Raw genomic sequence first — 23,705 nt, forward strand, 5'->3', positions numbered from 1 at the left:
GAGGATGCAAAAATGCTATCAAGGTAAACCCATAGTACATCTATTAAAAGATTAAGTAAATACCTATAATTCTTTTATGATTAAACAGAGCTATACGCTTCTTTATGTGCTAAAAAACTAAACTAAATACAGTACCCTCTCCTTCTTTACTATTCACTATAATCTTGCCCTTATGTAGTAACATGATTTGTTTACACAAGCTTAAGCCAATACCACTACCAGTGGTTTTACTAGTGAAAAATGGAATAAAAATATTTTCCATTATTTCTGGAGGAATACCTGTACCATTGTCATATACTTTAATAACAATTGTCCTATTTGGAGTCTGTTCTGCGATAACTCTTATCAATGGTTCTCGTTCATTTTTACAAGCATCTACTGCATTTAGAATAAGATTTATGAGTACTTGCTCAATCAAATGATTATCAATGTCAAGTTCTAATTTAGGTGTTTTGAGCTCGAAATTTATGGTAATATTTTTGACATCTAAAGATGGTTGCATTAATAACTTAATTACCTCAAATAAATCGGCTACTCGTCTTTTCTCTAAGTTAAGATGTGTTACCTTACTCAGACTACGATAGGTTTTAGCAAATTTTAATAATCCTTCACTCCTATTCTTAATGGTCTTAACTCCTGCGTGAACATCTTCCAGATCCAATGACGTTTCCTTAGGATTATCTATAGCCAATTGTAAATGACTCTGAAGGGTTTCCGCCAAAGAAGATATTGGCGCTATAGAATTCATTATCTCGTGGGTCATTACACTTAACAATTTTTTCCAAGCTTCAGATTCATTTTTATTTAATGTATTATCAATATTCTGAAGCACTATCAGTTTAAAGGCATCTTCTTCAACCTGAAAAACAGTATCCGATATCAACACTTTTATTTTTTCATTTTGTACTGCAATACTAATAGAATCTGGTTCTCTATGATAAGAATCAAAAATCACATTATATATTTCTGGAGCTCTTTTTTCTACGAAACGTATATTCTTAAAAGACGGAAAATCCAGGGTTTCTCTAAACGAATCATTACTCCAAAGTACATCTCCATTTTCTAAATTAAAAGCAATAATACCTATGTCTACCATTTCCAATATTTTTTGGAGATAGACATACTGCGCCTCATTTTTAGAATTAATATCCTTTATAGTCCTATTTACCTCATTAAAGCCTGTATATAATTTTCTGATGTCTTTTGGTCCACGATCCTCTGGAAACCATCTTGAGAAATCCCGGTATTTAACGGCTTCAAAAAAATCATCCATGACTATAAACCTTCTTTTAATAAAGGCGTAGCAATTATAACCTACATAAAGGATCAAGAAACATGCTACGAATATATAGATAGATTTCTCTATATAAATAGCATATATTAAACCGTTTATCAGTGCCACCAATAACAGTATTCTCAATACTAGCCGTAAAATATAACCGTTATAATTCATACTTATCTAATCTACGGTATAATGCAGCTCTTGTAATACCCAGCTCTTTTGCAGATTTAGATACATTACCTTTATTTTTTTCTAATACCGTAAGAATGGCATTTTTCTCTATATCATCTAAATTCATATTCTTCAAACTAACTGACTTTGTAGGTCTTTCTATAGATGAAAAAACTAAATCTTCGGGTTTTAAAACGTTTCCATCTGCCATAATCACAGCACGTTCTAATACATATTGTAACTCTCTTACATTTCCTGGGAAATCATGATTCTTAAGTTTAGAAATAAATCCAGAGTCTAGACTAAATGAGTTTTTATTATACTTATCCGCATAAATGGAAATAAAATGTTTTGCTATTAATGTGATATCGGTTCCTCTTTCTCGTAACGGAGGCATGATCATATCAACAGTATTAATCCTATAAATTAAATCTTTTCTGAATTTTTTTTCATCTGCTAACGCCTTTGGATCAATATTAGTAGCACAAATCAACCGAATATCAATAGATATAGCATCATTGCTCCCTAATGGCGTAACCATTCTATTCTGAAGTACCGTAAGTAAACGAACCTGTTGCCCTAAACTAATATTACCGATTTCATCCAAAAAAAGTGTTCCTCCATTAGCTGCTTCAAAACGTCCTTGTCGATCTTCTCTAGCATCAGTAAAAGCTCCTTTTTTATAACCAAACAATTCGCTTTCAAAAAGACTAGATGTCAATGCGCCTACATCCACCTTTACAAAAGGTTTATTTCTTCTATTAGAATTATCATGTAAGGCTTTCGCGATCAAATCTTTTCCAGTACCATTTTCCCCTAAAATTAACACATTAGCATCTGTAGGAGCTACTTTTTTAAGTTTTAAAAAGACATCTTTAATAGCGTCGCTCTCTCCTATTATAGGAGAATTATTGCTTTGTAGTATTTTATCTTTGGTAGGTTTAGCTTTTTTGCTTTCTAGTATTGTAGTTATGGTTTGTGTGATTTTTTCATTTTTCCAAGGCTTTACTAAAAAATCAGAAGCTCCTTCTTTTAATCCACGAATTGCCAAATCAATATCTGCATACGCTGTAATCAAAACAACAGAAGTGTCCGATTTTTGTTTTTTAATTTCATTTAACCAAAAAATACCCTCATTACCAGTATTAACCAATCCATTAAAGTTCATATCCAGAATAATAAGGTCAAAATTTTTGCCTTTGATTTGAGCCCCTATATTACTAGGATTTTTTTCTACAACGACCTCTTTAACAAGTGGTTTCAATAATAAACGTAGTGCAGTTAATACATCTACATCATCATCTATAACTAATATTGTTGCTTCTTTTAAAACCATACTTACAATATTACACAATTAATCTCAGCTTGAAAAAATTGAAAAAGTAAAATATTATTAATTGTAACACTGTATTGTTTCCGAACACAAAGTGTATCAAAATCGAACACTATTCTTTTTAAACAAACAAGTAAACAACTGATATTCAGGTAGTTGTGTTTTTGGCACTATCTTGACTATGTAAATGGTGTGCACAAATATGATTAAACAACTAACTAGATAAAAAATAATCAAAATGAGCAAGTCTATTCTAATTCTAATTTTAAGTTTATCGACATTTTTTTGTGGGCAAAATACCAAGAATTCTATCGCGTCTAATAAAGAGTATTCTGCGACAAAAGATTCTTTAACAACTACATTAAAAAATGCAAATAAAGACGGAGAACTCGTAGGTTTTTCTGTAGCAATAATTGATCAAAACAACATATTATACAATGAAGGTTTTGGGTTTGCAGATTCTAAAAACAAAAAGAAATACAAAACAAATACTATTCAAAATGTAGGATCTATTTCCAAAACTTTTATAGGAATCTCATTACTTAAAGCACAAGAACTAGGAAAACTTAATTTAAATGATCCGATAAACAAGTATTTACCTTTTGAAGTTGTAAACCCTAATTATCCAGATACACCGATAACCATATTACAATTAGCAACACACTCTTCTTCCATAATAGATTATGAAGAAAATTATTTGAAAGGTTATGTTCTTAAAAACGAAAAAATCGAAAAGGATGAAGTTCCTTTTACACACTTTCAGAATCCAGACAAAAGAATTTCTATGCTTAATTTTCTTGAAAACTGTTTTTCAAAAGAAGGAAAATGGTATTCCACGGAAGCTTTTTCTAAAAACAAACCTGGATCAACTTTCGAATACACCAATTTTGGAGCAGATTTATGTGGACTAATAATAGCGCAAGCAACCGGAATCTCTTTTAAAGATTTTACCAAAAAACATATTTTCGAACCTCTAAACATGAATGATTCTGCTTGGACACTTAAAGAAGTAGATAATGATAGAAGATCAAAATTCTACTTATATAAAGATCAAAAAATTGCAGATTATGAAGCTATATCCTATCCAAGTGGAAGTCTACTTACCACTAGTGAAAATTTAAGCAAATATTTAGCAGAACTAATGAAAGGCTATGATGGGAAAGGAACCCTATTAAATAAATCTAGTTACAACACTTTCTTTGAAAAACGTTTTGAGCAAAACATAAACAAAAGTGGGAGAATAAATGTTGGAACTTTTGTAGAGTATAATAATGATTTTATAGGATCTAAAGATTTATTAATTGGTCATAATGGTTCTTGTGTTGGATCCTTAGCTATGATGTATTTTAATCCGGAAACCAAAATAGGAAAGATATTAATGATCAATACTGATATCGATTATAAAGAAGAAGTAGTTGTTCCTTATATAAAAGATGTTTGGAAATCAATAATTGAATTCGAAAACGAAATAAACTAAAAACCAATAAACCAGAACAAATAATTAAAAAAATACTAATGGACGTACCAATTCAAAAGAAACAATTTTCAAAATCAAGAATAGCTATGCTAGTTGGTGGCTTACTGATCTTGGCTCTTATCATTTTTGTATTCATACAGGCTTCTGGAGGTTCTAAATTAAACGTAGAAAAAGAACGCATCTCCATTAATACTATAAAAAAGGATGTGTTTCAGGAAAACATTCCTGTAAATGGAATTGTCTTACCTATTACTACTATTTATTTAGATGCATTAGAAGGAGGAAGAGTTGAAGAAAAGTTTGTGGAAGATGGTGCCATTATGAAAAAAGGAGAACCTATTCTCAGGTTATCTAATACAGATCTGGAACTTAGTCTCATCAATCAAGAAACATCAGTATACAATTTATTAACGCAAATGCAGATTTCTCAAAACGCTGCACGTCAAAATACCATTAACAGACGTAATCAATTTACAGATGTAGAAAACAGCCTTATTGAAGCTAAACGTCTATATCAATTAAATAAAAAATTATACGATAAAGGAGCAGTTGGTCGCCAAGAATATGAATCTTCTGAAAATGATTATAACTATCAGAAACAGCGTATGCAACTTGCTAAACAAGTATTGAGTCAGGATTCTTCTGCTACTAAGCAAGAAGTTAGTCAAGCTCAAAGTTCCTATGCAAGAACACAAAGCGCATTAGAATTGATGCGTAAAAAAGTAGGTGATCTTGTCGTACGCGCTCCTGTAGATGGTCAATTAACATCTCTTGATGCAGAAATAGGGCAATCAAAAAACAAAGGAGAACGATTGGGACAAATTGATGTATTAAGTGGATTTAAAGTTCGTGTAGATATAGATGAACATTATATTTCTAGAATTTATAACGGACAAAAAGGAACCTTCACTTTTAACAATAAACCTTATACCTTAATTATCAAAAAGGTATTTACCCAAGTTACCAATGGACGTTTTCAGGTAGATATGCAATTTGAAGGCGACGTTCCTGAAGGAATTCGAAGAGGACAAAATCTTCAAATTCGAGTAGCATTAAGTGCAGAAAAACAAGCTCTTTTAATTCCAAAAGGTGGTTTTTTCCAAAAGACAGGTGGTAATTGGGTGTTTAAAGTAAGTGAAAACGGGAATTCTGCCTACAAAGTTGCTATTCGTCTAGGTAGTCAAAACACAGAATATTACGAAATTATTGAAGGTTTACTTCCTGGTGATCAAGTAGTAACATCAAGCTATGATAGTTTTGGAGATACTGAAGAATTAATATTAAAATAAAAAGAAATCAACTAAAAAAACGAGTGAAATGATACAAATAACGGACTTAGAAAAGTTTTACAGAACCGAAGAAGTACAAACTATAGCATTAAATAAACTTTCTTTTAATGTAAAAGAAGGTGAATTTGTCGCAATTATGGGACCTTCAGGATGTGGTAAATCTACTTTACTAAACATTCTAGGATTATTAGATGATTCAGATGGAGGAAGTTTCAAGTTTAATGGTGAAGAGGTAGCTGGATATAATGAGCGTAAACGTTCAGATCTCCGTAAACACAACGTAGGGTTTGTTTTTCAGAGTTTTAATTTAATTGATGAGCTTACCGTTTTTGAAAATGTAGAATTACCATTGATCTACACTGGAGTTAAGCCTGCAGAACGTAAAAAACGTGTAGAAGAAGTTTTAGAAAAAATGCAAATCATGCATAGACGAAACCACTTTCCACAGCAATTATCAGGTGGACAACAACAACGTGTCGCGGTTGCCAGAGCAGTAGTTAATAATCCTAAACTTATTCTTGCTGATGAGCCAACAGGAAACCTAGATAGTACTAATGGTAATGAAGTAATGGATTTGTTAATTGAATTAAATGAAGCAGGAACTACTATTATAATGGTAACACATAGTGAACACGATGCTAAATATAGTCATAGAATCATACGAATGCTAGACGGACAAAAAGTTACAGAAAACGTACTGGTATAAGGTCATTCATCAATCAAAATCGAATCAGCAAATCAATAATTATGTTTAGGAATTACATCAAAATAGCATTTAGAAACCTTCTTAAAAATAGAATATACTCTTTTATCAATATTTTTGGTCTTGCTCTAGGTATGGCAGTAACTATAATGATAGGATTATGGATCGCAGACGAATTGAGTTATAATAATTACTTTGAAAACAAAGCAACAATTGCACAAGTTTTCCAAAGTCAGACATTTAATGGCAAAATTGGTACGGGACCTGCAATTCCAAGGCCTCTGGAGTTCGAATTGCGCGAAAACTACAATGATAATTTTAAGTATATCATGATGTCTTCCTGGACGCAACCCAGATATTTAAGATATGGTGAAAAAAGCATTTATAGAGATGGTAATTTTATGCAAGAGCCTGCTCCAGATGTATTAAACCTAAAAATTATTCAAGGTGAAAAATATGGATTAAAAGAAAAGAATTCAATCATGCTTTCTAAATCCACTGCAGAAACACTATTCGCTAAAGAAAATCCGTTAGGTAAGATTATAAAAGTAAATAATACAGACGATTTATTAGTAACTGCTGTATATGAAGATATACCGGTTAACAACGCTTTTGAAGACACTAATTATATCATCCCTTGGAAACATTATATAACTACACAAGAATGGCTAACAAGAGCTGCAGAGTCTTGGGGGAACAATTCGTTTCAGCTTTTTGTACAGATCAATGACAATACCACTATGGATGTTGTTACCTCCAAAATAAAAGATGCCAAGAAAAAAGCCAATGAAGAAACTGCAGAATTTAATCCTCAGCTGTTTTTATTACCTATGAAAGACTGGCACTTGCGTTCTAATTTCGAAAACGGCGTTCAAACAGGTGGGCGTATTGAAAATGTCTGGTTATTTGGTATTATTGGCTTGTTCGTATTATTACTTGCCTGTATCAATTTTGTGAATTTAAGTACTGCTCGTTCGGAAAAACGCGCTACAGAAGTTGGTATAAGAAAATCTATTGGCTCCAAAAGAGGACAACTTGTTTTTCAGTTTTTAAGTGAATCTTTTCTGGTTGTTGTTTTCTCTTTTGTTTTGGCACTCATAATCGTTTTATTATTCTTAAACGCCTTCAATAATTTAGCTAGCAAAGAAATTGTTTTTCCATGGTTAAGTCTTCAGTTTTGGGGTATTTCTTTAGTCTTTATTATTCTCACTGCGTTTTTGGCAGGTAGCTACCCTGCATTGTACTTATCTTCTTTTAATCCTGTTTCGGTTTTAAAAGGAACTTTTAAAGCAGGTCGTTTCGCTGCAGTTCCCAGAAAAATATTAGTAGTTACGCAGTTTACAGTCTCTATTGCTCTTATTATAGGCACAATTGTAGTTATGAATCAAATACAACATAGTAAAGACAGACCTGTAGGATATAATAAAGAAGGATTGATACAAATCCCGGTAATGAGTGATGAATTTACTGGTAAAGCTGATCTTATGCGTAACCAATTCATAGCTTCTGGCGCAGCAATAGAAATGGCTACCACCAGCAGTCCTACCACAAATGTTTGGTCCAACAGAAGTGGATATACCTGGGAAGGAAAACCTGAGGGTTTTCAAGAAGATTTGGCGTATACATCAGTATCCTATGAATTTACTAAAACATTAGATATCGAACTAATTGCAGGTAGAGGTTTTTCCAGAGAATTTGCTTCTGATTCTAATGCCGTAATTCTTAATGAAACTGCCGTAAAATATATGGGATTGAAGGATCCAATTGGTAAATATATTAGAGATTCTGACACCGAAGATCCTGATGATCCACTTAAAATTGTTGGAATAATCAAAGATATGATCGTTCAGTCGCCTTATAGTCCTGTAAAACAAGCGATGTATGTATTTGATAAAAATCAAAATGCAAGTTTTTATAATCTGCGATTACACCCCGCAAAAAGTGTGAGCAGTAATTTGGTATTGGTAGAAAAAACGTTTAAAAAGAATTTTCCGAACCTTCCATTTGATTATCAATTTGTAGATCAGGAATATGCCAAAAAATTTAAAGCAGAAGAACGTATTGCTAGTTTAGCAAAAGTGTTTACCATGCTAGCCATATTTATAAGTCTTTTAGGCTTATTTGGACTTGCTTCTTTTGTTGCAGAACAACGAACTAAGGAAATAGGCGTACGAAAAATCCTTGGAGCTTCTTTAGCTAATTTATGGATGTTATTGTCTAAAGATTTCATTAAACTAGTAATTATTGCACTCTTTATAGCGGGTCCTATTGCTTATTATTTTATGAGTCAATGGTTACAGAAATTTTCTTATAGAACTGATATTTCGTGGAACATATTTTTAATCGCAGGTTCTGGAGCACTTATCATAACTATTATTACGATAAGTGTACAGGCTATAAAATCGGTAACAGCTAATCCTGTAGATTCTTTACGAACAGAATAAATCAATCAATCAAAAAACGAGCAGTTATGATTAGGAATTATTTTAAAATAGCTTTAAGAAATCTTTTAAAAAACAAGATTTATTCTTTCATAAATATATCTGGATTAGCAATTGGCATGGCCGCAACTATATTGATTGGTTTATGGATATATGATGAACTTAGTTATAATAATTATTTCGAAAATAATGAAACTATTGCTCAAGTATTTCAGCATGAGTCTGCTAATAACATCATAGATACAGGCCCAGCAATACCGAGACCTTTGGAATTTGCTCTGAGAGAAGATTATAAAGATAACTTTAAGCATATCATTATGTCCTCTTGGGAACAACCAAGATATATTCGTTTTGGAGAAACAAATATCTATAGACGTGGAAATGCCATGCAAGAAGGTGCTCCAGAAATGCTGAACTTAAAAATTATTGAAGGAGTAAGAGATGGTTTAAAAGAGATCAACTCTATAATGCTATCCGAATCCTCTGCAAAAACACTATTCGGAAGTAATTCTGCAATAGGTAAAATTGTAAAAGTGAATAATCAAGATGATCTAATCATCACTGCAGTTTATAAAGATATTCCTGACAACAACTCGTTTAATGATATGGATTATCTAATTCCATGGAAATATTATATAACTACACAACCTTGGTTAGAAAGAGCTAAAACTTCATGGGGAAACAATTCATTCCAGATGTTTGTACAGGTTAATGCCAACACAACCATGGAAGCCGTTACTTCTAAAATCATTGATGTTAAGAAAAATGCCTCTCCTGGAGAAGCGGAATTTAATCCACAAATATTCTTGTTTCCCATGAAAGATTGGTATTTGAGAGGTGATTTCGAAAATGGAGTTCAAAGTGGAGGTCGTATTGAAAATGTTTGGCTATTTGGAATTATCGGTATATTCATTTTGTTACTTGCTTGTATCAACTTTGTAAATTTAAGTACTGCACGTTCAGAAAAACGTGCTACAGAGGTAGGCATAAGAAAATCAATAGGTTCTCAGAGAGGACAGCTTGTATTTCAATTTTTAAGTGAATCTTTCCTGATTGTTTTCTTATCCTTTTCAGTAGCAATCGGAATCGTCTTGTTGTCCTTACACGGTTTTAACAATCTTGCAAGCAAGACCATTATTTTTCCGTGGACAAATCTTCTATTCTGGCTTGTATGCTTACTATTTATTTTTGTTACAGCATTTCTATCCGGAAGTTATCCTGCCTTGTACTTATCTTCTTTTAACCCGGTTGCTGTTCTAAAAGGTACTTTTAAAGCGGGCCGTTTTGCTGCACTTCCCAGAAAGATATTAGTGGTTATGCAGTTTACAGTGTCTATCGCGCTAATTATAGGTACACTCGTCGTTATGAATCAAATACAATATAGTAAAGACAGACCAACAGGTTACAATAAAGAAGGCTTGATTCAAATACCAGTAATGAGCAGTGAATTTATTGGTAAAGCGGATATTATGAGAAATCAATTCATTGCTTCTGAAGGAGCTATAGAAATGGCAACAACAAGTAGTCCTATGACAAATGTTTGGTCCAATCGATCAGGATATACTTGGGAAGGTAAACCTACTGGATTTCAAGATGACTTAGCATATACAGATGTTTCCTATGAGTTTGTTGAGACGATGGGGGCAAAAATAATTGAAGGACGTGGTTTTTCTCGAGATTTTCCTACAGATTCATTAGGAGTTATCCTTAATAAAACCGCCATCGAATATATGGGAATTAAAAATCCAATAGGAAAATTGATTCGAGATTCTGATATTGATGATCCCAATCCGATGCCACCTCTTAAGATCATAGGTGTAATCGATGATATTGTTGTACAATCTCCATATAGTCCTGTAAAGCAATCTATGTATGTGTTTGATAGAGGCGGTAATATTTCTTTTTATAATTTGAGATTAAACCCTAAAAAGAGTGTTAGTAAAAACCTAGAAGTTATTGAAGGAGTATTTAAGAAAAACTTCCCTAATACTCCTTTTGATTATCGATTTGTAGATCAGGAATATGCTAAAAAATTCAGAGCAGAAGAACGAATCTCCAGTTTAGCAAAAGTGTTTACCATTTTAGCCATTTTTATAAGCCTTTTAGGACTATTTGGACTGGCTTCCTTTGTAGCAGAACAACGGACTAAAGAAATAGGTGTACGAAAAATTCTCGGAGCCTCACTAGCTAATTTATGGATGTTATTGTCTAAAGATTTCATCACACTAGTAATTATTGCTCTCTTTATAGCTACTCCTATTGCCTACTATTTTATGAGTCAATGGTTACAAAAATTCTCCTATCGAACCGATATCTCCTGGAACATTTTTCTGATAGCTGGTTTTGGAGCCCTAATTATAACCATTATCACTATTAGTATTCAAGCTATCAAATCAGTAACCGCAAATCCTGTAGATTCTTTACGAACAGAATAAACCAACTAGTGCTGAACTTGTTTCAGTATCAACCTGTCCGCCTCAGGTGGATCAAAAAAACGAACAGTCATGATCAGGAATTATTTTAAAATAGCTTGGAGAAATATCCAGAAGCAAAAGGTCTTTTCTCTAATTAATGTTATTGGTCTTACTATAGGTTTAAGTGCGTCATTCATCATCGGTTTAATGGTCTATTATGACTATAGTTTTGATACATTTCATAAAGATGGTGACCGCATTTATCGGGTAGTTTCAGATTTTCATAGTCCAGAAGGAATGTTTCATAACCCAGGTGTTACTGTAGCATTAGAAGATGCTATAAAGGACAATTCCAATTTTGAAAAAGTGAGTGGTTTTTTTATTGAAAGACCAAATAATGTTGAAAACAAAGAAAAGGAAATTAAAATAAAATGGCCGAAAAATGTCATTTTCACAGACAAAGACTACTTTGATATTTTTCAATATAAATTTCTGGTAGGTAATAAAGCAAGTGCATTATCAAATCCCAATAATGTTGTGTTAACGGAATCTAGAGCAGCTGATTATTTCCCAGAACTATCACCAGATGAAATCGTTGGAAAAACTTTAGTATATAATGATTCCTTACATATTAAAGTGACTGCCATTGTTGAAAATTTCAAAGAGCGAACAGACTTAGTTTTTGAAGAATTTATTTCTAGCCCAACACTTTTAAACACAAGAGTTAGAGACAATTTTATGAATAAAAACTGGAACTCTACCGATTCCAATTCGCAGTTATTTGTTAAAGTAAGTAAGAGTGTCAATTTTGAGAAAATACAAAAAGAATTTGATGCTTTAGCCCACGAACATTTAGACGAGTATTCTCGTAATCATGGACAGTCCAGAAAATTTAAGCTACAACCTCTAAATGATATTCATTTTAACGACAATTATGGTATTTATGATTATGAGAAAAGCCAAGCCAGTAAGCCTTTACTAAGAAATCTAGCATTAGTGGCTCTTTTTTTATTGTTATTAGGTTGTATAAATTTCATTAATCTAAATACAGCGCAGGCTACACAACGTGCTAAGGAAATTGGGATTAGAAAAACATTAGGAAGTTCTAAAAAACAATTAATTAGCCAATTTATGGGTGAGACATTTTTATTAGTAATGTTTTCTGCTGTACTATCATTAGTACTATCAAAATGGCTTATAAATGTGTTCTCAGATTTTGTGCCAAAAGATTTAGAATTCCAATTATTTAGTTCTCCAATAATTATAATAAGTATCCTAGTTCTTCTTATGGTAGTCACTATATTATCTGGATTTTATCCTGCATTAATACTGTCTAAATTCAATACAATCACTGTATTAAAAAATCATTCGGCAGTAGGTGAAAAAAAAGTAGGGTTGAGAAAATTTCTTACCATTTTTCAATTTACGATAGCACAGGTATTTATAATAGGTACTCTGTTAGTAGGTCAGCAAATTAATTATCTATTGAACAAAGATATGGGGTTTAAAACAGATGCTGTAGTATCTGTATATAACCCTAGAGGAGAACAACAACTTGATAAAAAGGAGCAATATCTGCAAAAACTCAAGAGTATTCCTCAAATTAAACAATTAAGTTTAGGTGGTGCTCCACCAGCATCATTTTCTTCGAATACCACCACTACAACCTTTAAAAATGATGAAAGAGAAGTTCAATCAGATTTACAATTTGTTTTTGGAGACACGAAATATTCAAAGCTTTTTGAACTAGAATTATTAGCTGGTAGAATACATAGAAATGATACCATTAAAGAAGTAGTTATTAATGAAACTGCTAGAAAAACATATGGTTTTAAAACACCCGAAGAGGCTATAGGTAAAGTTATAGATTTTGGAGATTTCACAGTACCTATTGTTGGTGTTATGGCAGATTTTCATCAACGCTCTTTAAAATCAAAAATAAAACCAATGGCATTAAGAGGTGATTGGGACAGACCTATTTTTAGTAGGTTTCGAGCTGTACATATTGCTTTCTTAAATTCTAACACAGAAGATTTACAAGAAACTTTATCTAAAATTGAATCAGCTTATGCCGAGGTATACACAGATATAGAAGATTATCGTATCCATTTTATGGATGAGACCGTTACCAAATTTTACAAGAGAGAACAAAAAGTTTCCAAATTATTGAATTGGGCAACCGGTTTATCTATTCTAATTAGCTGCCTAGGGCTTCTGGGATTGGTTATTTATACTACAAATAGACGTGTTAAAGAAATAGGTGTTCGCAAAGTTTTAGGAGCTTCGTTACTACAAATCAATTCATTACTATGCAAAGAATTTTTGATTCTAGTTGGTGTTGCTTTTATAGTAGCATCACCAATTGCTTGGTATGGAATCAATAATTGGTTACAAGATTTTTCATATAGAACGAATATAAGTTTTTGGGTATTCATATTAAGTGGATTCTTAATGATAGTATTCGCTTTATTAATAATAAGTATTAAGACGTTTCAAGCAGCCAATGCTAATCCAATAAATTCATTAAGAACAGAATAAAAAACATCAATCAATCTATCCGCCTCAGGTGGATCAAAAAACGAACAGTTATGATTAGGAATTATATCAAAATAGCTTGGAGAGGTCTTCAAAAGAATAAACTACAAACAATGATTAATTTACTAGGATTAACGGTAGGTACCGTTTGCTGTTTAAGTATTTTAATTTATGTATTCGACCAATTAGGATATGACGATCATCACAATGATGCTGAGGCCATATATCGAGTAAGAACTATTATTGAAGATCCTAATTCAAAAAGGTTTAACGCTGCTTCTAGTGGACCTCCTATTGGGTTTGCAATGAAAGAAGATTTTCCTGAGGTTATTGAAGCGACACGATTAGTGTACATGGGAGAAGGTACGGAAGATTTAATTCGTCCAAGCGATGGTCAAGTTGGTTTTTATGAACCTAGAGGATATCTGGCAGATGCCACAATCTTCAATGTTTTTAGTTTCAATTTCCTTGAGGGAAACCCTGCTACTGCCTTAGTAGAACCCAACACTGTTGTGTTATCTTCGAGTTTAGCCACAAAACTATTTGGTAATGTTCCGGTTCTTAATAAAACCATTATTTCTGGTAGTGGCGAACAACAATTATCTTTAACAATAAAGGGGGTTTTTGATGATAGCAAGCTTGAAAAATCACATCTAAACCCCAATTATTTAGTGACAATGAATACTCCGGGTTTAGGTCAATTTGTGCGAACTGTACAAAATTTTGCTACTCAAAACTTTATCTATACTTATGTCAAACTAAACTCTTCAGAAAGTGCATTGACAGTTCAAAATAAATTACCTGCATTCTTAGAAAAACGCGGTGCAAAAGATTTTGCAGCTTTCAATTTTAAAAAACAACTTTTTTTACAAAAGGTAAGCGATATTCATTTGTATTCTAAAGGTATTTCTAGACAGATTGGTGCCGTATCAGATATTAATTACCTTTACCTATTAATTACATTAGCTTTATTTATTCAGCTTGTAGCCTGCGTAAACTTTATTAATTTAAGCACTGCAAGAGCTAACAAACGTGCTAAAGAGATTGGTGTTCGTAAAACTATTGGCGCCGATAAAAAATCCCTAATTGGGCAATTTTTAGGAGAATCTGTATTGTTATCATTATCCGCATCCATAATAAGTATTCCCTTAACAATGCTAATAATACCTTTAGTTAATAAATTAACCCAAGGTACTCTCAGTTATGATTCCATATTAGATTTTCGTGTATTAATTATTTTAATGGGAATTGGAATTATTACTGGTTTAATTGCTGGTATTTATCCAGCATTAGTGCTCTCATCTATTAAACCAATGCGTGTTTTAAAGGGTTCTGTAACTCCTAATTCTAATGGAGTTTTATTACGCAAAGGCCTTGTTGTCTTTCAATTCGTAATCTCTATTGGTTTAATTGCAACCGTATCTATTATTACTAAACAGGTTCGTTACGCACAAACAAAAGATATGGGTTTCAATAAAGAAAATTTAATTGCAGTACGTTTAGGAACACAAGAAGCTTTTACTCAATACAATACCCTAAAAACCAATATGAGTAAGATTTCCGGAGTGACATCAGTATCTGGCTGTAATATTTATCCTTCCCAATTTTTACGAGGTGATGTAGGTGCTTATTTACCAGGTAGTGATCCTACCAAGCCAACATTAGTAAAAATGAACGGTATCCATAGTGATTACTTAAAAACTGTGGGTACACAATTATTGGCTGGTAGAGAATTAAAAAGCCAGGATAGTAGTGGTGTTATTATAAATAAAGCTACTATGGATGCTTTTAATATACCATTAGAAAATGCTATTGGAACAACATTGTTATTCTCTACTGGTGGTGATGTACAAACTGTAGAAGTAGCTGGCGTAACAGAAAATTATCATTTTGCCTCGTTAAAAGAAGAAGTAGAACCGATTATGTTGTACCTGGACAATAGTCTAGAATGGTTATTAGTAAAAACCAAAACTTCTGATTTTGAAATGATTTTAAGCCAAATGGAAACAGCTTGGAAGCAAGTCAATAAAACAACGCCATTTGTTTACAACTTCATAGATAAAGAAACAGAAAAACTAATCGCAGAAGAAAAGCGATTAGCTAATATCTCAGTTGTATTCACCACACTTGCAATACTAATCAGTTGTTTAGGTTTATTTGGACTAATTTCTTTTATGGCAGAACAAAAAAAGAAAGAAATTGGTATCAGAAAAGTTTTAGGGGCGAGCGTAAGTACAGTAATGAAAATGCTAACCAAGGATTTTTTCTTACTCATACTTATAGCATTAGTTATCGCTACTCCCCTATCCTATTATCTCATGGAAAACTGGCTACAAGATTTTACTTACAGAGTTTCGATTAGTTGGTGGGTTTTTATAATAGCAGGTATCATTACAATGGGTATCACTTTACTTACAGTTAGTATCGAAGCATTTAAAGCATCCACAGCTAACCCAGTAAATTCATTACGTACAGAATAAATTAACTAGTGCTGAACTTGTTTCAGTATCAACCAACTTATCTCTTAGTGGGTAAAAAAAAAGAACAGTTATGATTAGGAATTATTTTAAAATAGCTTGGAGAAACCTTTGGCGTCGTAGGGGCTTTACGTTAATCAATATTACAGGACTATCGATAGGTATGACTGCTAGCTTTCTTATGCTACTCTATGTTGGTTTCGAACTAAGTTACGATACTTTCCATAGTAAAGGCGACGACATCTATAGAGTTGTTGCTGACATTAAAACACCTTCTGATAATATAGAGGCTAATATACCCGCTTGGGCAGTACCTCCTAATTTGCAAAAGGATTTTCCTGAAATCATTTCAGCGGTTAGAATCAATGAGTTAAATATGATTGTTCGTAAAGACGATCTGAAATTTAAAGAAACGAATGCAATTGCCGCAGATTCAAGTTTTTTCTCTGTCTTTGATTTTAAACTATTACAAGGAAATCCAAAAGAAGTATTAACAAAACAGTTTAGTATAGTTTTATCCGAAACTACTGCAAAAAAATATTTTGGCGATCAAAACCCTGTAGGTAAATCTTTAAAAATCAGAGAAGAAGGATTGAATGCTACAGTAACTGGAATTATGGAAGATTTTCCTAAAAACTCTCATATTAAAGCGGATATGATACTATCCCTAACGACATTCACACAGAATTTAGAAAAAACCTTAGATTCACAATGGGGCAGCTATGATGCTGCAGCATACATCTTAGTAAACTCAGAAACAGACACCGAACAATTAGCTTCTAAATTCCCTGCTTTCCTAGAAAAGCATAGTGGAGAATTTATGAAACAAAGCAAGATGTTTGTTACCCTTTCTTTGGAACCTCTAAAGGATTTATATCTAAAATCTACTCGTGGTGGTACAGGTGGAGGTAGTATTACTAATGTATATATATTCTCTATAATTGCATTTTTCATATTACTAATTGCCTCCATTAATTTTATAAATCTTACCACTGCACGTTCTGTCGAAAGAGCTAAAGAGGTTGGTATTCGTAAAGTAATGGGAGCAGAAAAACAACATCTTTCTTTACAGTTTATTGGAGAATCCATCATAACGTGTCTAATAGCATTCATTATAACAACGTTACTAACCTTACTTTTTTTACCATTTTTTAATGAGGCTGCCGGAAAAGTAATTAGCGAAGGCCTTTTCTCTAATTACGCTAACATTTTCAAATTACTAGGTATGTCTCTTGCTATAGGAATTTTTGCAGGAATTTATCCTTCATTAGTATTATCTTCTTTTAAACCGATTCAAGTACTAAAAGGCAACTTTTCTACTGGTGGCAAAGGAGTCCTACTCAGAAAAAGCTTAGTAATTATACAATTTACTATTTCCATTATTCTTATCACAGGTACTATTATTATCTATAATCAAATGGAATATATGCGAAATCAAGAATTAGGTTTCAATAAAGAACATTTATTAATTCTCGAAGCACAATCATCCAGTTCGCAATTGGCTTTAAAAGAAGCTATTGATAATGTTCCTGGAGTAAAATTTACAAGTTTAGGATCAAGCGTTCCAGGAGGAGGAAATTCTTCTGCATACTCTGAAATAGAAAATAAAAGTGGTGATCTACAAATCGCAAATTTAGATCTCTATTTTGTAGATCATAATTATGTTCCTCAATTCGATCTTAAAGTGATAGCTGGAAGAGCATTTTCAAAAGATTTTGCTTCTGATTCTACAAAAGCTATGATGCTTAATGAAGAAGCTGTAAAATTATTAGGATATAGCGACCCCAAAGAAGCAATAGGCGCTAGATTTAAACAATGGGGACGCGAAGGACAAGTTATTGGAGTAATCAAAAATTTTCATTTCAATTCTTTACATGATAATATCGGACCACTGACCATGAGAATGGAAACTAATCGAAATGATTTAATTACTGTAAAATTAGCACCTACCAATATCAAACAGACCATTAGCGCTATTGAAAAATTATGGGGTTCCTTTTTACCAGAACAACCGTTTGATTATTTCTTTTTAAATGAATCGTTTAATGAACAATATAAAAATGAAGAACGCTTTGGTAATTTATTTTTATACTTCGCGGGTTTAGCAATTTTAATCTCCTGCTTAGGATTACTAGGTCTTGCTGCTTATAGTACGTTGCAACGAAAGCGCGAGATTGGTATTAGAAAAGTTATTGGAGCTTCTGTATCAGAAATTGTAAATCTTTTGTCCAAAGACTTCTTAAAACTTGTCATCATTGCATTTGCAATAGCCTCACCAATTGCCTGGTATGTAATGTCTAATTGGTTGCAAGATTTTGCTTTCAGGATCGATATAAAATGGTGGATGTTTCTATTATCAGGAGGTTCTGCTATCTGTATAGCAATTCTTACAGTTAGTTTTCATGCTATAAAAGCATCTATATCCAATCCTGTACATTCTTTGCGTACAGAATAAATCAATCATCAAAACCGAACAATTATGATTAGGAATTATATTAAAATAGCTTGGAGAAATCTTTTAAGAAACAAAGTCTTTAGTACTATCAATATTTTAGGATTAAGTATTGGAGTAGCTGCCTGTTTATTAATAACCCTATTTATAGCAGATGAAGCTAGTTATGACACACAAATATCCAATAGAGATAATATTTATAGGTTAACACATTTTGCTAAGGTTGATGGTGTAGAAGGTTGGGGAGCTCATCACTCCGCGCTAATGGCTAGTACTATTAATCGCGAATTTGAAGAAGTTCTGAATGCAGGAAGAATACTGGATAACGAATTAATGTATGGCGCAGGAAGCAATGAAATAAGCCTTAACGAACTGCCAGCGCAGTATCACGAAGAACATTTTGCTTATGCCGATCAAGCTATTGTCGATATTTTTGACTTAGAAATGATTGAAGGAGAAACCTCTTCTGTACTTACTACTCCATTAACAATCATTATCTCAGAAAGCAAAGCACAAAAGTTTTTTAAAAACGAAAGTGCAATTGGTCAAGTTATGTATCTAAATGGAGATACATCTGAACCTTACAAAATAACAGGAGTGTATAAAGATTTTCCAAAAGCCTCTAACTTTGATTACAAATTCTTACTAACTCTAAAAGGAGTAGAATTTGGAGAAGGAGAACAAACTAGATGGACTCAGAATAATTATTTCAATTTTATACAACTAAAACCAAATACAAATCTTACTGCTTTTGAAGATAGAATGACTCAGGTAATGCTAAATAATTACATATTAGCTGCTTTCAAAAATGATGGTTATGATAAATTTGAACGGATATTACAATCTTCTCGTTTAGATTTACAACCGCTTGCAGATATTCATCTTCATTCAAAAGATATTCATGATGGAAAAACACATGGAGACATTCGTTTCGTTTGGATATTTGGAGCAATTGCATTTTTTATTTTAATAATCGCTGGTATCAATTTTATTAACCTATCAACTGCAAAATCTGCTAATCGTGCAAAAGAAGTAGGACTTAGAAAAGTAATAGGTTCTGGCAGAAAAAAACTGATTATGCAATTTTTAGTTGAATCTATAGTCATAACAACAATTGCATTTTGTTTTGGTATTCTACTTGCACTACTCGGTTTACCCTTTTTTAATACTATTGCTGGTAAAACCCTTGTTTTTCCTTGGAATAACTGGCTGTTTATTCCCTCGATAGCACTTATATCATTACTAATAGGTGTTTTAGCAGGCATGTATCCAGCTTTTTACCTTTCGAAGTTTGCTCCAATTAATGTTCTAAAGGGTAAATTAAGTAAAGGTTCTAAATCATCGAGTCTAAGAAGTGGTTTAGTAGTATTTCAATTCACAATATCTATTATATTAATTGTTAGCACTTTGATTATTAACAATCAAATGGATTTTATATTGAATAAAGAATTAGGATTTAAAAAAGATCAAGTACTACAAATTTATGGAGTAAATATGTTAGGTGATCAACTGATCACTTTTACTAATGAGATGAAGCAAATTCAAGGAGTAGCATATGTTAGTAATAGTGATTACTTACCTATAAAAGGAACGAAACGAAATGGTAACACAATGTATAATAAAGAAGTTATCAATGCAGACGGTGTTCCATCTCAAGCATGGATGATTGATGATGAATATTTTGACACTTTCGGCATGCAACTTACATCCGGAAGAAATTTCGACCAAAATCGAGCTACTGAAAATGAATCTGTAATCATAAACCAAACATTAGCAGAAAAATTTGGAATGAAAGATCCTATAGGTAAAAAAATACTTCGCGGAAGCAGAACCTATACTATTATTGGTGTAGTAGAAGATTTCAACTTTGAATCATTACAACAAAAAGTTGGTTCTGTAGCGATGTTTTATGGTAATGAAACTACCATTAGCTCTATAAAAATAGCAACCAATAATCTATCAGAGACCTTAGCTTCAATAGAAAAAAAATGGAAGGCTTTTGTACCAAATCTTGATTTTAGATACTCATTTATGGATGAATCTTATGCTAATATGTACACCAGTGTAGAGCGTATGAGAAAATTGATTATCAGTTTTGCCATACTTTCTATTTTGGTAGCTTGCTTGGGATTGTTTGCTTTATCATCTTTTTTAGTAGAACAACGTAAGAAAGAATTAAGTATTAGAAAAGTGCTTGGTGCTTCTATAAACCATCTTTTTAAACTACTTACTACCCATTTCTTAATTCTCATAATAGTATCAATAGTAATAGCCATTCCCTTATCCTATTATATAATGGATAATTGGCTTCAGGATTATGCGTATCGAATTTCTATTTCGTGGGAAGTATTTGCGCTAAGTGGCGTACTAGGTGTTTTCATAACGCTAGCCACAATAAGTTATCACACAATTAAAGCAGGATTTGTAAATCCTATTGATAGTTTAAAATCGGAGTAATCATTAAGAAAATCAATCTAAAAAACGAGCAATCATGATCAAAAATTATTTAAAAATAGCTTGGAGAAATTTACAGAAACGAAAAGTATTTTCCTTTATAAATATTTTGGGATTGGCCTTGGGGTTTGGATGCTCTATTTTAATATTTCTATATGCAAATTATCATCTTCAATTTGATAATTTTCATCATAATGAAGATAGCATTCACAGAGTAGTAACTGAAGAGCATCAGGACGAGATAGAGTATGAATCTAGTGTTCCACCTGGTTTTGCTGGAGTATTTAAATCCGATTTTAATTACGCCGAAAAAGTAGCCAATATTTTTATTCGACAAGATTGGCAGGTAGATGGAATAGGCAATAACTCAAATAATCGCCTATTAGAAGATGTTGTTTTTGCTGAACCTGATTTTTTTCAGATTCTTAATTTTCCTTTAATAAAATCACTCGGTAATCGAGACTTTACTGAACCTAATGTAGCATATGTCACTAAAGGTTTTGCTAAGAAAATGTTTGGTGATCATCCCGCTCTGGGACAAACATTTGTTTTAGAAAATAAAGAAACCATCCAAGTTATAGGATTACTTAAAGATATACCAACTAATTCTACGGTTCAAGGGGATATATTTGTCTCTTATGAGAGTCTTAAAAATTACAGTTCCTTCGCTTATAGTAAAACCTGGGGAGGTATAACAAGTAGCTTACAATGTTATGCATTATTAAGACCTAATCAGGATATTGCTCATATCGAAAAAACATTGATCCCCTTGGTTTCTAAGTATCGTTCTAAAAGTAAAAATGTGCACAGATACAAACTTCAGAAAGTATCAGATATTCATTTTGATCATAGATATGGAGGAATTAATGCAAGTCTTCTCTGGATCTTTTCATTGATTGGGATGTTTTTAATTATTATTGCTTGTATCAATTTCATTAATATTTCTACAGCACAAGCATTTTCAAGATCTAAAGAAATTGGGGTCAGAAAAGTATTGGGAGTAAGCAAAAACAATTTGTTTTGGCAATTTATATTAGAAACATTTTTGATTAGCTTTTTTGCCTTATTGATAGGATTAGGAATAGCTCTTATGGTATTACCTAAGTTTAATGAGTTATTTGAGCTACAGCTTACTATACAATCGTTATGGACATTCAAAGTTCTTGGTTTTGCGACATTGCTATTAATAGTTGTTTCTTTTTTTGCAGGAAGTTACCCTGGTATTCTTATGGCAAGAATTCTACCAACTTTAGCACTAAAAGGAAAACTTACTCAGAATGACACAGGAGGAAAATTAACTCGAAAAATACTGGTAACCACTCAATTTGCAATTTCAATTATGCTTATTGTAGCCACTATAGTAATTGGTAAACAAATTAACTATGCTATTACTTCTGATTTAGGTTTCGACAAAGAAGCCATTGTAATGTTAGAAATCCCCGAACAAATAGAGTTCATAAAACTAAAGGGCTTAAAAGACAGATTGAATCAAATACCGGGAGTATCAAGCACCACAGCATGTTTATCAAGTCCTGGAGCCTCCAATAGTGATTGGGGCACCAGTATACGATATCATAATAGACCACAATATGAAGAATTCTCGATCTCTGCTAAACTTGCAGATAAAGATTACCTGAATACTTTTAATTTGAAATTAATAGCAGGACGTAATTTTTTCGGTTCTGATTCTATTACAGAAGTGGTAGTTAATCAAAAATTTGCAGAAAAGCTAGGACTTTCTTCTTATGAAGAACTTATAGGAAAAAGCCTGGAAGCTAATAGAGGTTCGATTAAAGCAACTATAGTAGGAGTAATATCAAATTTTCATGATCAAAATTTTCAAAATGGTATCGGTCCAGTTTTTATAGCTCCAGAAAAAAGTGCATATAATGAGCTAGCTTTAAAAATGGATGGACAAGATATGACTACTCAATTACAAGCAATTGAAAATCGATGGAAAGAAGTGTTCCCTAAATTTGTATATAAATATAGCTTTTTAGATGAAAGAGTAGCATCACAATATAAAGAAGAGCAACGTTTTTTATCCATGACAAAACTATTCTCAGGTTTAGCCATTTTTATTAGTTGTTTAGGATTATATGGATTGATTTCTTTCTTTATAGCCTACAAAACAAGAGAAATAGGTATTAGAAAAATTCTAGGCGGAAAAGTAAAAGATATTTTAGCGATCGTACTACAAGATTTTTTAAAACTAATCTTCATAGCTGGTGCTATAGCCTCACCTATTGCTTGGTATTTTATGAATAATTGGCTACAGAACTATGCATATCATACAGAAATAAGTTGGTGGATATTTGTAATAGCTATAGGCGTATTATTAATCATTACCTTACTCACTATCAGTTATCAAGCGATTAAAGCAGCAACTGCCAACCCGATTAAAAGCTTGAAAACAGAATAAATCGACTAGTGCCGAACTTGTTTCAGTATCAATCAACCTGTTCACCTTCAGATGCATCAAAAAAATAGTATGATTATTTATTATTTTAAAATAACCAGGAAGACCTAATTAAAAATGAAAGAACTTCAACGTATACTTAGTTTATTTCAAGGTCAATCAGAGGAACCCAAAATTTAAAATTCAACACCGTTACATATATTTATTTTCAGAAGAAAGAATCATGATTTTAAAGTGTTCGATTACGAACAAGAAGTG

12 protein-coding genes are annotated in these 23,705 nt (G+C 32.4%); 10 read left to right on the forward strand and 2 right to left on the reverse strand.

The window, feature by feature from the left end:
• Positions 1-109 precede the first annotated feature (109 nt).
• Together Q0975_RS15985 and Q0975_RS15990 are read right to left on the reverse strand one after the other, a co-directional pair.
• A complete protein-coding gene (locus tag Q0975_RS15985) occupies positions 110-1,453 on the reverse strand; it encodes a HAMP domain-containing sensor histidine kinase (protein ID WP_299438454.1) in 1,344 nt (447 codons plus the stop codon).
• On the reverse strand, positions 1,443-2,789 hold the full coding sequence (locus tag Q0975_RS15990; protein WP_299438456.1) for a sigma-54 dependent transcriptional regulator: 1,347 nt from the start codon (positions 2,787-2,789) through the stop codon (positions 1,443-1,445). The genes Q0975_RS15985 and Q0975_RS15990 overlap by 11 nt, the downstream gene beginning before the upstream one ends.
• Before the next feature lie 235 nt (positions 2,790-3,024).
• Between Q0975_RS15990 and Q0975_RS15995 the strand changes: the two genes are divergently transcribed.
• From Q0975_RS15995 to Q0975_RS16040, 10 genes are all read left to right on the forward strand, one after another.
• Complete coding sequence (locus tag Q0975_RS15995; RefSeq protein WP_299438457.1) at positions 3,025-4,263, forward strand: serine hydrolase domain-containing protein; 1,239 nt, start codon at positions 3,025-3,027, stop codon at positions 4,261-4,263.
• Between the two features lie 38 nt (positions 4,264-4,301).
• Positions 4,302-5,552 (forward strand): efflux RND transporter periplasmic adaptor subunit, encoded by a 1,251-nt coding sequence (locus tag Q0975_RS16000; protein WP_299438459.1) that lies wholly within the window; start codon positions 4,302-4,304, stop codon positions 5,550-5,552.
• Between the two features lie 28 nt (positions 5,553-5,580).
• On the forward strand, positions 5,581-6,258 hold the full coding sequence (locus Q0975_RS16005) for an ABC transporter ATP-binding protein (protein ID WP_299438461.1): 678 nt from the start codon (positions 5,581-5,583) through the stop codon (positions 6,256-6,258).
• A 41-nt stretch (positions 6,259-6,299) separates the two neighbouring features.
• Complete coding sequence (locus Q0975_RS16010; RefSeq protein WP_299438463.1) at positions 6,300-8,699, forward strand: ABC transporter permease; 2,400 nt, start codon at positions 6,300-6,302, stop codon at positions 8,697-8,699.
• 26 nt (positions 8,700-8,725) lie between these two features.
• The gene (locus tag Q0975_RS16015; protein WP_299438465.1) at positions 8,726-11,131 is read left to right on the forward strand and encodes an ABC transporter permease; all 2,406 of its coding nucleotides are present in this window, start codon (positions 8,726-8,728) and stop codon (positions 11,129-11,131) included.
• A gap of 69 nt (positions 11,132-11,200) precedes the next feature.
• Positions 11,201-13,648 (forward strand): ABC transporter permease, encoded by a 2,448-nt coding sequence (locus Q0975_RS16020; protein ID WP_299438467.1) that lies wholly within the window; start codon positions 11,201-11,203, stop codon positions 13,646-13,648.
• 50 nt (positions 13,649-13,698) lie between these two features.
• A complete protein-coding gene (locus Q0975_RS16025; protein ID WP_299438469.1) occupies positions 13,699-16,125 on the forward strand; it encodes an ABC transporter permease in 2,427 nt (808 codons plus the stop codon).
• A gap of 70 nt (positions 16,126-16,195) precedes the next feature.
• On the forward strand, positions 16,196-18,577 hold the full coding sequence (locus tag Q0975_RS16030; RefSeq protein ID WP_299438471.1) for an ABC transporter permease: 2,382 nt from the start codon (positions 16,196-16,198) through the stop codon (positions 18,575-18,577).
• Positions 18,578-18,601: 24 nt separating this feature from the next.
• Positions 18,602-21,031 carry an ABC transporter permease gene (locus tag Q0975_RS16035; protein WP_299438473.1) on the forward strand — a complete coding sequence of 810 codons (2,430 nt, stop codon included), beginning with the start codon at positions 18,602-18,604 and terminating at the stop codon, positions 21,029-21,031.
• A gap of 34 nt (positions 21,032-21,065) precedes the next feature.
• Positions 21,066-23,450: an ABC transporter permease gene (locus tag Q0975_RS16040; protein WP_299438475.1), complete on the forward strand. Its 2,385-nt coding sequence runs from the start codon at positions 21,066-21,068 to the stop codon at positions 23,448-23,450.
• Positions 23,451-23,705 lie beyond the last annotated feature (255 nt).

The organism is uncultured Aquimarina sp., assembly GCF_947500065.1.
In the GTDB taxonomy this organism is placed as follows: Bacteria; Bacteroidota; Bacteroidia; order Flavobacteriales; family Flavobacteriaceae; genus Aquimarina.

Bases quoted from the DNA above. Each gene is read 5' to 3' on its own strand.
- Q0975_RS15985 (WP_299438454.1), bottom strand. From the start codon at position 1,453: ATGAATTATAACGGTTATATTTTACGGCTAGTATTGAGAATACTGTTA.
- Q0975_RS15990 (WP_299438456.1), bottom strand. From the start codon at position 2,789: ATGGTTTTAAAAGAAGCAACAATATTAGTTATAGATGATGATGTAGAT.
- Q0975_RS15995 (WP_299438457.1), top strand. From the start codon at position 3,025: ATGAGCAAGTCTATTCTAATTCTAATTTTAAGTTTATCGACATTTTTT.
- Q0975_RS16000 (WP_299438459.1), top strand. From the start codon at position 4,302: ATGGACGTACCAATTCAAAAGAAACAATTTTCAAAATCAAGAATAGCT.
- Q0975_RS16005 (WP_299438461.1), top strand. From the start codon at position 5,581: ATGATACAAATAACGGACTTAGAAAAGTTTTACAGAACCGAAGAAGTA.
- Q0975_RS16010 (WP_299438463.1), top strand. From the start codon at position 6,300: ATGTTTAGGAATTACATCAAAATAGCATTTAGAAACCTTCTTAAAAAT.
- Q0975_RS16015 (WP_299438465.1), top strand. From the start codon at position 8,726: ATGATTAGGAATTATTTTAAAATAGCTTTAAGAAATCTTTTAAAAAAC.
- Q0975_RS16020 (WP_299438467.1), top strand. From the start codon at position 11,201: ATGATCAGGAATTATTTTAAAATAGCTTGGAGAAATATCCAGAAGCAA.
- Q0975_RS16025 (WP_299438469.1), top strand. From the start codon at position 13,699: ATGATTAGGAATTATATCAAAATAGCTTGGAGAGGTCTTCAAAAGAAT.
- Q0975_RS16030 (WP_299438471.1), top strand. From the start codon at position 16,196: ATGATTAGGAATTATTTTAAAATAGCTTGGAGAAACCTTTGGCGTCGT.
- Q0975_RS16035 (WP_299438473.1), top strand. From the start codon at position 18,602: ATGATTAGGAATTATATTAAAATAGCTTGGAGAAATCTTTTAAGAAAC.
- Q0975_RS16040 (WP_299438475.1), top strand. From the start codon at position 21,066: ATGATCAAAAATTATTTAAAAATAGCTTGGAGAAATTTACAGAAACGA.